This window comes from Paenibacillus tyrphae (assembly GCF_024158745.1).
Classification (GTDB): domain Bacteria; phylum Bacillota; class Bacilli; order Paenibacillales; family NBRC-103111; genus Paenibacillus_G; species Paenibacillus_G tyrfis_A.
In genome coordinates this window covers 277,267-290,524 of the sequence record NZ_JAMZAW010000002.1, presented here as the reverse complement: position 1 = coordinate 290,524, position 13,258 = coordinate 277,267, and the positions used below count along the sequence as shown (strand labels likewise).

General features: G+C 55.2%; 14 protein-coding genes and 1 pseudogene. 13 read left to right on the top strand and 2 right to left on the bottom strand.

Going from position 1 to position 13,258, the window contains the following annotated elements; all coding sequences use genetic code 11:
• Position 1: 1 nt before the first annotated feature.
• Positions 2 to 1,198 carry an acetylornithine transaminase gene (locus NI000_RS03905; protein WP_253407906.1) on the top strand — a complete coding sequence of 399 codons (1,197 nt, stop codon included), beginning with the start codon at positions 2 to 4 and terminating at the stop codon, positions 1,196 to 1,198.
• 57 nt (positions 1,199 to 1,255) lie between these two features.
• Here the strand turns inward: NI000_RS03905 and NI000_RS03900 are convergent, their stop codons facing one another.
• Complete coding sequence (locus NI000_RS03900) at positions 1,256 to 2,152, bottom strand: LysR family transcriptional regulator (RefSeq protein ID WP_253407905.1); 897 nt, start codon at positions 2,150 to 2,152, stop codon at positions 1,256 to 1,258.
• Positions 2,153 to 2,259: 107 nt separating this feature from the next.
• Here NI000_RS03900 and NI000_RS03895 point away from each other — a divergent pair, with 107 nt between their 5' ends.
• The 8 genes from NI000_RS03895 to NI000_RS03860 all read left to right on the top strand — a co-directional run bounded on the left by NI000_RS03895 (position 2,260) and on the right by NI000_RS03860 (position 8,531).
• Positions 2,260 to 3,018, top strand: a complete 759-nt coding sequence (locus NI000_RS03895; protein WP_253407904.1) for a type 1 glutamine amidotransferase — start codon at positions 2,260 to 2,262, stop codon at positions 3,016 to 3,018.
• Between the two features lie 18 nt (positions 3,019 to 3,036).
• On the top strand, positions 3,037 to 3,918 hold the full coding sequence (gene pdxS / locus NI000_RS03890; RefSeq protein ID WP_253407902.1) for a pyridoxal 5'-phosphate synthase lyase subunit PdxS: 882 nt from the start codon (positions 3,037 to 3,039) through the stop codon (positions 3,916 to 3,918).
• Between the two features lie 190 nt (positions 3,919 to 4,108).
• The gene (locus NI000_RS03885; RefSeq protein ID WP_253407900.1) at positions 4,109 to 4,603 is read left to right on the top strand and encodes a hypothetical protein; all 495 of its coding nucleotides are present in this window, start codon (positions 4,109 to 4,111) and stop codon (positions 4,601 to 4,603) included.
• A gap of 17 nt (positions 4,604 to 4,620) precedes the next feature.
• Positions 4,621 to 6,369: an ATP-binding cassette domain-containing protein gene (locus tag NI000_RS03880; RefSeq protein WP_253407898.1), complete on the top strand. Its 1,749-nt coding sequence runs from the start codon at positions 4,621 to 4,623 to the stop codon at positions 6,367 to 6,369.
• Between the two features lie 24 nt (positions 6,370 to 6,393).
• Complete coding sequence (locus tag NI000_RS03875; RefSeq protein ID WP_253407896.1) at positions 6,394 to 6,852, top strand: TlpA family protein disulfide reductase; 459 nt, start codon at positions 6,394 to 6,396, stop codon at positions 6,850 to 6,852.
• A gap of 311 nt (positions 6,853 to 7,163) precedes the next feature.
• The gene (locus tag NI000_RS03870) at positions 7,164 to 7,565 is read left to right on the top strand and encodes a hypothetical protein (protein ID WP_253407894.1); all 402 of its coding nucleotides are present in this window, start codon (positions 7,164 to 7,166) and stop codon (positions 7,563 to 7,565) included.
• Positions 7,566 to 7,602: 37 nt separating this feature from the next.
• Positions 7,603 to 8,103: a MauE/DoxX family redox-associated membrane protein gene (locus tag NI000_RS03865; RefSeq protein ID WP_253407892.1), complete on the top strand. Its 501-nt coding sequence runs from the start codon at positions 7,603 to 7,605 to the stop codon at positions 8,101 to 8,103.
• A gap of 2 nt (positions 8,104 to 8,105) precedes the next feature.
• Entirely contained in the window at positions 8,106 to 8,531 is a 426-nt protein-coding gene (locus NI000_RS03860; RefSeq protein ID WP_253407890.1) for a hypothetical protein, read from the top strand.
• A gap of 130 nt (positions 8,532 to 8,661) precedes the next feature.
• Here NI000_RS03860 and NI000_RS03855 read toward each other — a convergent pair.
• Positions 8,662 to 8,865: pseudogene (locus NI000_RS03855) on the bottom strand (excinuclease ABC subunit A); the annotation flags it as partial.
• A 153-nt stretch (positions 8,866 to 9,018) separates the two neighbouring features.
• Here NI000_RS03855 and NI000_RS03850 point away from each other — a divergent pair.
• The 4 genes from NI000_RS03850 to NI000_RS03835 all read left to right on the top strand — a co-directional run bounded on the left by NI000_RS03850 (position 9,019) and on the right by NI000_RS03835 (position 13,244).
• Positions 9,019 to 9,495, top strand: coding sequence for a PrsW family glutamic-type intramembrane protease (locus NI000_RS03850; protein WP_309247870.1), 477 nt, complete (start codon positions 9,019 to 9,021; stop codon positions 9,493 to 9,495).
• A gap of 262 nt (positions 9,496 to 9,757) precedes the next feature.
• Positions 9,758 to 11,050 (top strand): sugar ABC transporter substrate-binding protein, encoded by a 1,293-nt coding sequence (locus NI000_RS03845; RefSeq protein ID WP_253407886.1) that lies wholly within the window; start codon positions 9,758 to 9,760, stop codon positions 11,048 to 11,050.
• A gap of 43 nt (positions 11,051 to 11,093) precedes the next feature.
• A complete protein-coding gene (locus NI000_RS03840; protein WP_253407884.1) occupies positions 11,094 to 12,392 on the top strand; it encodes a sugar ABC transporter permease in 1,299 nt (432 codons plus the stop codon).
• A gap of 18 nt (positions 12,393 to 12,410) precedes the next feature.
• Positions 12,411 to 13,244, top strand: a complete 834-nt coding sequence (locus NI000_RS03835; RefSeq protein ID WP_253407883.1) for a sugar ABC transporter permease — start codon at positions 12,411 to 12,413, stop codon at positions 13,242 to 13,244.
• Positions 13,245 to 13,258: the final 14 nt, after the last annotated feature.

The window sequence follows — 13,258 nt, the reverse complement described above, 5'->3', positions numbered from 1 at the left end:
CATGGAGTTAGCGTCGCTTGAAACGAGGGAAAGCGCGCTGTTTCCGACCTATGCGCGGCATCCTCTGACCTTCGTCCGCGGCGAAGGCTCGCGGCTGTGGGATGATCGGGGGAACGTGTATTTGGATTTTATGTCGGGACTTGCCGTATGCAACTTAGGGCATGTTCCCCCACAAGTCAAACGGAACGTGGAGGAGCAACTGGGGCGTTTGTGGCATGTAAGCAACCTGTTTCAAAGTCCCCAGCAGGAGACGCTGGCGAAGCTGCTGGCGGATCATAGCTGCGCGGACCTCGCGTTCTTCTGCAATAGCGGTGCGGAGGCAAACGAAGCGGCCATCAAGCTGGCCCGGCGCTATGCCCAGCGGGTGCAGGGTAGGGAACGGTACGAGATCGTGACGTTCGAGAAGTCGTTTCACGGCCGTACGCTAGCCACGCTGACGGCGACCGGACAGGATAAGGTGAAGGACGGCTTCTATCCGCTCCCCGAAGGGTTTGCCTATGCACGGTATAACGATATCGAGTCGGTGGAGGCGTGCATCAACGAGCGGACCGCAGCGGTCATGCTGGAGCTCGTGCAGGGCGAAAGCGGTGTGCATCCCGCCGATCCGGTGTTTGTTCGCGAGCTGGCCCAGTTGTGCCAAGAGCGGGAATTGCTGTTGATCGTCGACGAGGTGCAGACGGGGATGGGGCGTACCGGCAAACTGTTTGCCTACGAGCACTACGGCATCGAGCCCGATATCGTGACGCTGGCCAAAGGGCTGGCGAGCGGCTTGCCCGTCGGAGCGATGCTGGGGAAACTCAAGCTGCGCGAAGCTTTCACGCCGGGCAGCCACGCCTCCACGTTCGGCGGATCGCCGCTTGCCATGGCGGCGGGCATCGCCACGCTGCGGACGATGCTGGAGGAGCGGCTGCCGGAGCGGGCGGCAGCGGCCGGGCGCTACGCGCTGCGGCGGCTGGCCGCGGAGCTGCAGCATACCCCGCAGGTGAAGATGGTCCGCGGGCTCGGGCTGCTGATCGGCATCGAGTTGGATCGGCCGGTCGAGCCGTTCATCCGCGAGCTGCAGCGTATGGGTTTGCTGGTGCTGCCGGGAGGGCCATACGTGATCCGGTTTATGCCGAATTTGTACGTGGCCCACGATGAAATCGACGAAGCGGTGAAACGGCTTGCGGATGTCCTTTCCCAAGCTACGGACAAGTAGTTTCCGCGGACGGGCGCCAAGGAGTTTGATGGTTTACCGTTGCGGGAAAGGATGCCGTTACCCGGGGCTTTGGGTTTTGACCGTAGAGATAAGCTGCTCCATAAAGACCCGGCTTGCCGCGCACAAATATTTATTTTTCCGGTAGACGACACCGATCTGCGTCGTGATCGCAGGATTCGCGATCGGTACGATGCGGATTCGCGGATCGGCGATATAGTCGAGGTAAGCTTTCGGCAGCACGGTTACGCCGACGCCTTGAGCGACCATATTGATAATCGATTCCATCGTCGTCATCTCCAGCACCGGCTGCGGGGCGAAGTCGAACGCCCGGCACCGCTCTTCCAGAAGCTGCCTCAGATGATAGTTGCCCGGCAGCAAAATGCTAGGGGTGTCCCGCAGCGCCTCAAGCGTCACGGAGAGCTTTTGCGCGATGGGATGATCAAGCGGTGCCGCCAGGGCGAGCTCCTGCTTGCATAGCGGTATCGTCTCCAGCTCCTCATGCTCCATCGGCATGAAGACGATGCCGAGATCCAATTCGTTGTGCAGCAGCCCGCTGTAAATATCGCCGGTGCGGAGGCCCTGGACGGACAGCTTGACGTTCGGATACCGCTCGTGAAACGAGATGACGGTCGGGGGCAGCAAATAATTGACGACCGTCAGCAGCGCTCCGATGGTCAGCGATCCGCGCTTTAAGCCCTGCAGCTCGCTGATGGCGGCGCGGGCTTGCGACAGCTCGTGGAACACGCTGTAGCTGTGGCTGAGCAAAATTTTCCCCGCCTCGGTAATGATCGTTTTCTTGCCGACGCGATCGAACAAAGGCGAACCGATTTCGTGCTCAAGCGTGCGGATTTGCTGGCTGAGCGACGGCTGGGCGATGCCGAGCTTGTCGGCCGCCCGCGTAAAATGCAGCTCCTGGCATACGGCCATGAAATATTCCAATTGTCTGAGTTCCAAGGGGCATTCCTCCGGGATGTCATTCGAATTTGGTATCGTACAATCATAGATTTTGACGATCATTATATAGTAAACGATAGGAAAAAGGAAGGGTAGGTGAATGTTCCGTGAAGCTTCATTACATTCAGCACGTGCCGTTTGAAACACTTGGCCTCATTGAAGCGTGGGCCCGGGAGAAGGGCCATACGGTAACGGGAACGAAGGTATTCGAGCAGACTGCTTTCCCCGCGCTTGGCGATTTCGATCTGGCCGTCGTATTAGGCGGTCCGATGGGCGTGTACGACGAGCGCTTGTATCCATGGCTCAGCGCGGAGAAGGCATGGATCGCCGCTGCGATCCGGCAGAAGAAACCGCTGCTCGGCATCTGCCTGGGAGCCCAATTGATTGCGGAGGCGATCGGAGGCAAGGTCCGTCAGAACTACTACCGGGAAATCGGCTGGTTCCCGGTCGAGCTGACCGAAGCGGCGAAACAAAGCCGGGCATTCCGGGGCTTTCCCGACCGGTTTGTGCCGTTTCATTGGCACGGGGATACGTTTGAGCTGCCGGATCGGGCGATGCGCACCGCCAGCAGCAAGGGCTGTCCGAATCAGGCATTCGTTTACGAAGACTATGTCGTCGGCCTGCAGTTTCATTTGGAGATGGACGAAGCGGGAATCGGCCGGATGCTGAAGCATGGCAAGGACGATTTGGTGCAGGGTCCCTACGTGCAGAAGCCGGAGGAGATGGCGGACCAGACGGAGCTCGTGAACGCGTCGAAAACGATTTTGTACACGCTGCTGGATGCGATAGAAAGGCGTTGTTCAGAGAGGGAGCATACGCGGTTCGCTTCCGGCAAGGGACAGGTTTACCGGACAATCGGAGACTAGAACATAGGGGGAATCGAGATGGAGACAGGCTCCACACGCGTAAAAAGAGGAATGGCCGAGATGCAAAAGGGCGGCGTCATCATGGACGTGATGAACGCGGAGCAGGCGAAAATTGCAGAAGCCGCAGGCGCAACGGCGGTTATGGCGCTGGAGCGGGTGCCGGCGGATATCCGCGCAGCCGGTGGGGTAGCACGGATGGCCGATCCGACAGTCGTCGAGGAAGTGATGAAGGCCGTGACGATTCCGGTGATGGCTAAAGCCCGCATCGGCCACTATGTGGAAGCCCGGGTGCTAGAGTCGCTCGGGGCCGACTATATCGACGAAAGCGAAGTGCTGACGCCGGCCGACGAGCTGTTCCATATCGACAAACGGGCGTTTACCGTGCCTTTCGTCTGCGGAGCGCGCGACTTGGGCGAGGCGCTGAGGCGGATCGGCGAAGGCGCTTCAATGATCCGCACGAAGGGCGAGCCGGGCACAGGGAACATCGTGGAGGCCGTGCGGCATATGCGGATGATGATCGGCCAAATGCGCAAGGTGCAGAGCATGAGCAAGGACGAACTGATGGCCGAAGCTAAAGCTCTGGGCTCGCCATACGAGCTGCTGCTGCACGTTCACGAGAACGGCCGTCTGCCGGTCGTCAATTTCGCGGCGGGCGGTGTCGCGACCCCGGCGGATGCGGCGCTTATGATGCATTTGGGTGCGGACGGCGTTTTCGTCGGGTCGGGCATCTTTAAATCCGACGCGCCGGAAAAGTTCGCCGCAGCGATTGTGGCTGCAGCCACACATTACACGGACTATTCCTTGATTGCGCAGGTGTCCAAAAACTTGGGGACTCCGATGAAAGGGATCGAAATTGCCAAGCTGCAAGCCGCCGAGCGGATGCAGGAGCGCGGCTGGTAAGCGGTCAAACCCATCCTTTGCGATGGGTTTTTTATTTTTCTACAATGTCGAATCATTGAATTCCAAGTCATGAAATTACCAAATAAAGTAATGGTATTCCATTGTGAGGGATTCATTCTAAATTATACAATATTACCAGAGGCGAGACGAACAACCGCTCACTCGAGTTCACAGCATTGGAGGAGTTGTAGTGCAGCCTGAACGCCCGCCCGATGATCACAGACGATTTTTAAAGCAATATACCGAGGAATACAAGTTGGGAACGTACTTTCCCGAAAGGCTGACTTTGTTCGCCAAGTCGGAGCCCGTCTCCTTCCAATGGCTTCGGGAGACGGAGCATGGTTCCGTCGTGTTCCTAATGAGCGCTTCCTGCTCGGCTTGCAGCATGGGACCTGTTCAAGAGTTCGCGGAACGGTTCGGGGCATTCCGCTCCTGTGTGTTATTTGAAGGAAGCGTGGAAGCGATGGAGCAGCAGCGTGAGATCTATGATTTGGACATGCCGTTCTACCTGTGCGATACCGTTAAGCTGCAAAGCCAACTGAAGGTGGGCGCCGTTCCTTACGCCCTCATTTTGAATAAGCTTGGACAAGCGGTTGGCGCCGGCATCTTCAACGACTGCGAGAAGCTCGTGCAGTTGGCGGCTCCGTTGATCCGCGTGTATGAGCGCAGCCTGGCACAAGTATGAAGTCGTTCACAAACACCATGAGATGCGCCGGTCAAGCCTTTTGCAAAGTATACCGGTTCAATAAACCCGTCGTGTTGCTGTCGTTGTTTGTTTACTTCATGGTGGCCTTGCAGTCGAATATCGGCATTTACTTAAGCAAGCGGATCGTAGACCAGCTGTCCGCGAACAATCTGTACCTGCTTATGGGAAGCATTGCGCTTCTTCTCTCGTTTCAGCTTGTGCGGCTGCTGCTGGAAACGTTTTCCCAGCTTAAAAACAGACGGATGCATATGGCGTTTGCCGTTCATTGCGAGAACGAATTGGTCGATCTCGTTGCGAGGACGGAGCTGTTGGACAAGGAGCATCCCCAGTTTACAGGCGATTTCTCTTATTGGTCCTTTATTAACGGTAAATATCTGGAATCGTATTCCACCGTGACCGGACTCGTCAAGCAGGGCTTGATCGCGGCTGTAAGTCTGGGTTATCTGCTGTATTATCACCTGTACATCGGCCTGCTGGCGCTGCTTGTCGGTACGTTGAAGGGCATCTACGATCTCCGCGCCGTCCGGCGAAGAGTGGCGATCAACGAGGAGATGATGAGGCAATCCCGGGGGTACCATTATTATTTCGATGTATTGACGGGCTCCCAGACGCAGAAGGAAATGACGCTGTTTCAATTGGTGCCCTATTTCCGGCAGAAATGGCTGCGCAAGAAGGACGAGGCCAACGCTTTGTCCATGCAGCTTGAAACCTTAAATCTGAAAAGACAAGCTTCCGGCGAGCTGCTGTCCATCATCAGCTCGGGCTTCGTCATCGTCATCACCGCGCTGCTCATTTATAAAGGCTCGCTGACGATTGGAGATTACGTGGCCGTCACGATGGCGCTAACGATGACGGAAAGCAATATTACGATGATGTTCGCTTCGGTTTCAAGGCTGACGGAAAATGCGGCTCATATCGAGAGGCTGAACAAGATCGAAAGCGATGTGCATGCCGCCGCCCGCCTACCAGAGCAGGTCGAGCCCCGCCCATTCCGCTTTCAGGACGAGCTTCGGATCCGTAACCTTACGTTTCGTTATCCGAATCGGGACGAGCCGGCGCTGATCGACATCAACGCGGAGATTCGCAAAGGCGAAATGATCGCCATTCTGGGCGAGAACGGTTCGGGAAAATCGACGCTGATCAAGCTGCTGCTGGGCCTTTACCGGAGCGACACCGACGCCATCTTGTACGACGGCGTGAGCGTCCGGCAGCTGGACCGGATCGGAATGTGGCGCAAAACGAGCGCCGTCTTCCAGGATTACATCCGGTATATGACGGATGTGCGGGATAACATCGCCGTCGGCAATATTGCCGAGGCGCACAATACGGACAAGCTGCTTTCGGTGCTCGCGAAGGTCGGGCTGTCCAAGACGTTCAAGCAAGGACTGGATACGAAGCTGGGAACGATGGAGGATAACGCGGTCAACTTGTCCGGCGGACAGTGGCAGAGGCTCGCTTTGTCGAGAGTGTTCGTCTCGGAGGATCACGAGCTGGTCGTATTCGACGAACCGACCTCCGCGCTCGATCCGGTCAGCGAAGTGCGGCTGATGAATGAAATGCTTGAGCACTGCCGTGGTAAAACCGTGCTTATGGTATCCCATCGGGTCGGGATCGCGCGGAGAGCCGACCGCATCTTCGTGATGGAGGGCGGGCGCATAGCCGAGGTCGGAACGCACGACGAGCTGCTTCGCAAGCAAGGACTTTATCACGAGATGTGGCATCAGCAAAAGCAATGGTACGACTAATTTAGGCGAAAAGAGGGAGTAACGATGTCGTTCAACCGTAAGCCGGGCGGATCAGCCGACAGCGGCCCGCCGATCGGCTCCATGCTGTCGGACCTGCCGCCCCATATCAGCAATATCGGAATGCCGGCGGAGCCGGGCAAATCGACGGGTATGGTGCTGCTGTTCGTCTCCACCTACTGCTCTCATTGCATCGATCTGCTTCCGCATATCGAAGCGATGACGCGGAGGCATCCGACCTTTTCTTTCCGGCTCTTCTCCACGGGTGACGAGGACGATCATCGAAGCATGGTCGATTATTTCGGATGGACATTCCCGGTTTGTTCGCTGGACCAAAGCGACATGGAGGCGTATTTTGCGGTGACGTATCTGCCCTTCGCTATCCTCGTCGACGACTTGGGAAAAGTGGCCGCTAAAGGAGTCATTTACAACGCGGACGAGTACGAACAACTTGTGAAGGACTACGCCCGCCATGCATTGGCTTGATAGAGGCATCCCGGTTTTTACACCTTAAGATAGAGCTTCACATTGCAATGAAAGGAGGTGAAAACCATGGCTTGCGACAAACCGAAATGTGATGTTGTTTTGAAAAATGAAACGTTCTGCTACCTCAGCGATTGCACTTCTGGCGGTTCGAGTTATCCGAAAACGATGGGCGCTAATAAGATCGTCGGATGCGAAGACGGATCTACGTACTCGTGCCAACAGCCAAGAATAGGCTGCTGCTACTAAACCGATTAGAGGAGGGGGGATCACCCCTCTTCTCTTTTTACTCTTTCAAGAACGGGGGAACTTCCTTGCAAGCTCAATTAATCGTATGCGACCGGATTACCCATAACGAACAGGCGAAGGGGCATCAGTTAGGTACCGTACTAAACCATCAGACGATTCCCGTTCTGCCGTATGCCTTGGATTTGTACATTTTGCTCAAAATCTTTGATTTGCCGCAGGGAAAATCGATAGATACGCATTTTGAGTTCAATAATCACCGTGGAGAGCAGCTTGGCAAAACGGCGATGACCGTCCTCAGAAATTACAGAGCGGACGATCAAATTCCGGGTGTCGATAAAGATTTTGCATTTACGCTGGTGCTGACGGAGCCGGGAATCGTCCACATCAAATGCTTTGCCGACGGCGAAGAAGCGGCATGGTATCCGCTGACGATCCGATTGCAGAAGGACGGGCATCAAACCTCCTAACTAAAACGTCTAGTACCTGATGAGGTGATCGACGAAGATGACGGGTTTCATAGCGTATGTTCTGGATTTAACGATTGCGGTTCTGTTTTTCCTGCCCTTTTACATGAAGCTGCGCAGCTTCGAAGGATTAAAAGTGGAAATTTATTCCTATGGGGTGCTGCCGGCATCCATGCTGTCTTTGGCGGCCTGTGCCGTGTTGATTGCGGAATTTTTGCTGTTTTTCTTGTTTGCGACGGGCTTGGCGGAGGGCTGGAAACAATTCGGGGCGATCGGGCTGCTGTCCGTCTTTACTTGGTTGACCTGGAGAAAGAAAAAAAGCACCGGGGCCGAAACCTGCGCCTGCTACGGCAATGTCGGTTTCCTCAACCGGTTTCCTGTTTATAGAAATCTTGTTCTGATCGGTATTTTGCTGATCGATGCGGGCTTGAAGCGGGAGCCGACAGATGCTTACTCCATGCTCCATTCGCTTGTTTTGGTCATGGCGTTGTCGTTTACCGTTGAGCTCATGACGATTCGTTGGAAAAGAAAAGAGGTCTGACGATGGCCGATCCGTTGTTTTTATGTACGTTACTGTGGTTTGCCATAAGTATAGGAGCGCTTGCCATCCTGAGAAGGAGGGAGCAACGGGCAATTCAAGCGCAAGTCCGGCAGATCGGGCAGTTGGCGAACGAAACGAACGAGCTGATCTTATTTCTGGACTACTCGGCACCGGGTTTTAAGGAAATCGATGCTCTCTTGCTCTCGGACATGCCGGACAGGGTCACTGTCGTTTTCACCGCTCCCGAATGGCTGATTGCCGCCAAAGCAAAAAAGTGGGAACGGCATTGCGTCGTGAGCGCGAGCGGCCTGAACGCATCCTCGTCGGGGGTGAACCCAACTCGTATGATTATGGATAAATACGGAAAATACCGCGTGTTTCATGAGGTACCCGCTTTCCTAAAGCTGATAAGCCGGTCAAAAACGTGAAATAGTTCATACTTTTTTGTGTGATAACTCCTTGTGTGGAAATGGCCGGACGCTTACACTGCGCTAGAAACTGTGAAAATAAGCTTTTATTCATTGCAACGCCTGCCCTTTTCGGCAGGTGTTTTGTCGTTTAATCGCCGTGGAGATACCGCTTCAAATAATGCCCCGTGACCGAATGCGGATGCTCGATAAGCTGTTCGGGAACGCCTTCGAAGATGACTATCCCGCCATCTTGTCCGGCCCCGGGACCCAAATCGACGATCCAATCGGTTTGACTGATCACGTCGAGGTTATGCTCGATCACGATCACCGTGCTGCCGTTGTCCACGAGCTTCAGGCGCTGCCCGGCCGCACGGCATCGCCGTCTCCATCGCCGTCTCCATCGCCGTGGCGGTCATTGAGGAGCTTGCCAAGCTGCTTGCTTTGCTAATCGTGTACCGCGCCCGCCGCACCCGCTTCCTAACGGACGCGGTCGTGCTGGGCGCGGCTGGCTTCGCCGGACAGCCTGCTGGCCGTGCTCTGGCTTCGCGGGCTGCTGTCGCCCTTCGGCCACGGCACGTGGACGGCCGTCATGGCCGCGGGCTGGTGGCGCTGGAACCGGCGCTCCGCGGAACGGGGATGCTACGCCGCCTGCATGGCGGCCACGTTATATGCAGCCGCGGCTATCGGCTTGCATTTCTTGTGGGACGCAGTCGCGGGGACAGGCTCCCTGGGCCTGCTTCTGCAGCTCGTGATCGGCGCATGCGGGCTGTGGCTGCTGCGCCGATTGATCCGGCAGGGGACCGGGGAAGAGATCCGCGCGCTGCTGCGGGTCAACCCGGACTTGGCGCAGGCTGCAGCTTCTGCGGAGAGCGACGCGCTCGCGGAGCTGCGCTGCGCAGGCTGCGGGACCGTCTCGCCGCGCGGAGCCGGCTATTGCGCCCGTTGCGGCCAGGCGCTCAGGGCAGGGGATAATAAGGGCTAGTGTCAGAAAAGCACTAGCCCAGAGTGTCAAGAAAGTGGTCATTATAAAAATATAGATACATACGGAAGTGGATACCCCGCCCCTTTGTAACATCTATAGGTTCACTTCCTCCGCAACTGGCACCCCGAAGCCGTTTTCCATTTTTTATCATTGACTCCTGCGGAAGCGAAAAGCTATGATATCATTAAACGTTACTTAAACGTTTCAGTACTTAAACGATTCAGTTCACGGACAATTCAGTATGCTTAAAGGGGGACCCTGCATGTCAAAACGAAGTTTCATTTCCGCCGTTCTTGTCCTTTGTCTGAGTTCTTCCATGCTAACCGCTTGCGGAGAGAGCCGTCCTACGCCTGCGGGGCAGGAGCCGGGAAACGAAGCCTCAGGAAGCGCAAACACGGAACCATTAAAGCCGGAGCAAGGCGCCCAATTGCTCGTATGGGAATCGAAAGGTCCGGAGCTCGATTATTTGAAAGCGGTAGCGGAAAGCTTCGAGAAAGAATACGGCGTAAAAGTGAAGGTGGAGCCGGTTCCCGCGATCGACACCGTTAAGAAGCTGACCACCGACGGTCCCGCGGGCATTGGAGCCGACGTCTTCTCCGCGCCGCACGATCAATTGGGGAATGCGGTGACGGCCGGGCTCGTGCTGCAAAACGACGTTTCGGGCGACAGCATGAAAAACGAGGTCATGTCCTCGGCGCTGGCCGGAGTCACGTACAAGGACGTGCTTTACGGCTTTCCGACGGCAATCGATACGTATGCGTTGTTTTACAACAAGTCCTTGATGGACAAAGCTCCGAAAACGTACGACGACATCGTGAAATTCGCCGAAACCTACAACGATCCGAAAGCCAAAAAGTTCGCCTTGATGTGGGACGTCGGCCAGTTGTATCAATCGTATTCGTTCCTCGCCGGTTACGGCGGGTATGTGTTCGGAAGCAATGGTACGGACCCGAACGATATCGGTCTCAACAGTGCCAAAACGGTTGAAGGGGCAAAATATTTGCAATCGCTCAAAAAAATATTGCCGCTGAACGCCGGAGACATCAACGACAACATCATTACGGGCTTTTTCCAGGAAGGGAAAACCGCTGCCGTCATCAACGGCTCTTGGCTGATGGCCAGCTTGTCGAAGGCGAATTTCGACTATGGCGTAGCGCCGCTGCCTCTGCTGCCGAACGGCGAGCATCCGGTCAGCTTCTCCGGCATTCGGGCCTTGTACGTCAATTCGTACACGAAGTACCCGGCTGCCGCCAAGCTGTTCGCAAGCTATGCGACCAGCAAGGACAATCTGATCAAGCGATTCAAGATGACAACCCAGCTTCCCCCGAGGAAGGACCTGATGGACGACCCCATCATTACGCAAGACCCTAAAGCGGCGGCGTTTCTGGAGCAGGCGAAATATTCGACGCCGATGCCGTCCATTCCGGAAATGGGCAATGTATGGGTACCCGCAGGTGCCGCGCTCGCTGCAATCTGGAACGACGGTCAAGATCCGGCAACCGTTCTGACTACCGCAGTGGAGCAAATCAAGACAGCCATGAAAACGACGAAGTAACGCACGGATTCATCCTCAAAACTCGGCTAAGGCGGTTTTACGTATGCAATCACAACCAAGCGCCCGGCGGCATCAGGTCACGGCAGCCGTTTGTTCCGCGGTGTTCATAGGCTTGGGCCAGCTCTACAACAGACAATATATCAAAGGCTTGCTGTTCATCGTCTTGGCCCAATTGTTTTTCTGGAACTATTACTCGATCGCATGGAAAGGCATCCTTGGGCTGATCACGCTAGGCGATGTCCCGACGCAGATCATCCGGGGAAAAATCGTTCAGGGTGACCATTCGATCTTTCTGCTGATCAACGGTCTCATTACCCTCGTCGTCATCCTGCTGTTCCTGGGGTTTTATGCGATGAATATTTACGATGCGAAGAAGAACGGGGAGCTTCGGGACGAAGGCGGCCATGTCCTCGGCTTCATCGAGTCCGTGAAGCAGGCGAAGTTCCGGCATTTTCCTTATTTGCTGCTGCTGCCTGCCGCTTTTTTCATCCTGTTTGTTACGGTTATCCCGCTCGTGTTTAACGTGTTGATCGCCTTTACCAACTATTCGGCACCGTCGCATATTCCGGACCGGGCGCTGGTGGATTGGATCGGCTTCCGCACATTTTACGATCTGTTCGCGCAGGAAGCATGGAGGTCTACGTTCTTTGGCATCTCCGTTTGGAACATCATCTGGGCGGCGGCTTCGACTTTCACCGTCTTTCTCAGCGGACTGTTACTCGCGATGATGGTAAACCACCCGCAGGTCCGCTTCAAAAAATTTTGGAGAACGGTGTTCATCCTGCCTTGGGCGATCCCGCAGTTTATCTCGATCCTCGTTTTCCGGGTGCTGCTGAACGGGACGTTCGGTCCGGTGAACGATCTGATCGTGAAGCTCGGCTTCTCTCCCGTGCCCTGGCTTTCCGATCCGACGATGGCGAAAGTATCCGTCATTCTGGTCAATTTGTGGTTCTCGACGCCGTTCCTGATGGCGTTGATGTCGGGAATCTTGACGACCCTGCCGCGCGATCTATACGAAGCGGCGGACGTCGACGGGGCATCGGGACCGCAAAAGTTCGTCAAAATTACGCTGCCCCTCGTGCTGATGGCGACGGCGCCGATCTTTATTATGCAGTTTGCCTTTAACTTCAATAACTTCAACCTGATTTACTTGCTGACGGACGGGAAGCCGAACAATCCGGATTATTATTACGCTGGTAGCACGGATATTTTGATCTCGTGGATCTTCAAGATGACGTTGAATCAAAGCCAGTTTAATATGGCCTCGGCCGTATCCATCATTATGTTCATTCTCATTGCGGCATTTTCCTTATGGAATTACAAGCGGATGAAGTCCGTTTAAGAAGAGGATTTGATCTGGATGTCCAAATTAAAAAACAATCTGGTCGTCACGGGAATTTACTTGGTATTTGCGGTGCTGCTCGTCACGACGGTTTACCCGATCGTGTGGATCGTAGGCACGTCTCTGAATCCGGGTGATAACTTGCTCGTCAGCAAGATGATTCCCGACCATCCGACGATCGCGCATTACATCGAGCTGCTCCATACGACCGATTTTGTGCTGTGGTATCAAAATACGATCAAGATCGCACTGGTGAACGCAGTTGTCTCGACGGCATTAGTGGCGGCGACGGCGTATGCTTTTTCCAGATTCCGATTTAAAGGGAGACAGCAAGGTTTGATGATGCTGCTGGTCCTGCAAATGTTTCCGGGGTTTCTATCCGTCATGGCGATTTTTGTGCTGCTGCTGCAAACGAAGCTGCTTGACACGCATCTGGGGCTGATTCTCATCTATGCCGGCGGGGCGGTATCCATGGGCACCTGGGTCATGAAAGGGCACTTCGATACGATCCCGAAAAGTCTGGAGGAAGCTGCGTTTATCGACGGTGCGAGCCATGCCGACGCGTTCTTCAAAATTATATTTCCTTTATCGCTGCCGGCGATTACGTTCGTAGCTCTGAACAGCTTTATCACGCCGTTCATGGACTTTATTTTACCGCAAATCGTTCTTAGGTCTTCGGACAAAATGACGCTGGCGCAAGGGCTGTATGCGATGGTTGCCAACGAGACCAATTCCAGCTTTACGCTATTCGCGGCCGGCGCCGTGCTTGTGGCGCTGCCGATCACGCTGCTGTACATGTATTTCCAGAAATACTTAATTCACGGAATCGCGGCCGGCGCGGATAAAGGATAACGCAATTTTATTCC

What these genes read in the sequence shown, in the direction of transcription:
- NI000_RS03905 (WP_253407906.1), top strand. Translation starts at nt 2, where the DNA reads ATGGAGTTAGCGTCGCTTGAAACGAGGGAAAGCGCGCTGTTTCCGACC.
- pdxS (WP_253407902.1), top strand. Translation starts at nt 3,037, where the DNA reads ATGGAGACAGGCTCCACACGCGTAAAAAGAGGAATGGCCGAGATGCAA.
- NI000_RS03880 (WP_253407898.1), top strand. Translation starts at nt 4,621, where the DNA reads ATGAGATGCGCCGGTCAAGCCTTTTGCAAAGTATACCGGTTCAATAAA.
- NI000_RS03875 (WP_253407896.1), top strand. Translation starts at nt 6,394, where the DNA reads ATGTCGTTCAACCGTAAGCCGGGCGGATCAGCCGACAGCGGCCCGCCG.
- NI000_RS03865 (WP_253407892.1), top strand. Translation starts at nt 7,603, where the DNA reads ATGACGGGTTTCATAGCGTATGTTCTGGATTTAACGATTGCGGTTCTG.
- NI000_RS03860 (WP_253407890.1), top strand. Translation starts at nt 8,106, where the DNA reads ATGGCCGATCCGTTGTTTTTATGTACGTTACTGTGGTTTGCCATAAGT.
- NI000_RS03845 (WP_253407886.1), top strand. Translation starts at nt 9,758, where the DNA reads ATGTCAAAACGAAGTTTCATTTCCGCCGTTCTTGTCCTTTGTCTGAGT.
- NI000_RS03840 (WP_253407884.1), top strand. Translation starts at nt 11,094, where the DNA reads ATGCAATCACAACCAAGCGCCCGGCGGCATCAGGTCACGGCAGCCGTT.
- NI000_RS03835 (WP_253407883.1), top strand. Translation starts at nt 12,411, where the DNA reads ATGTCCAAATTAAAAAACAATCTGGTCGTCACGGGAATTTACTTGGTA.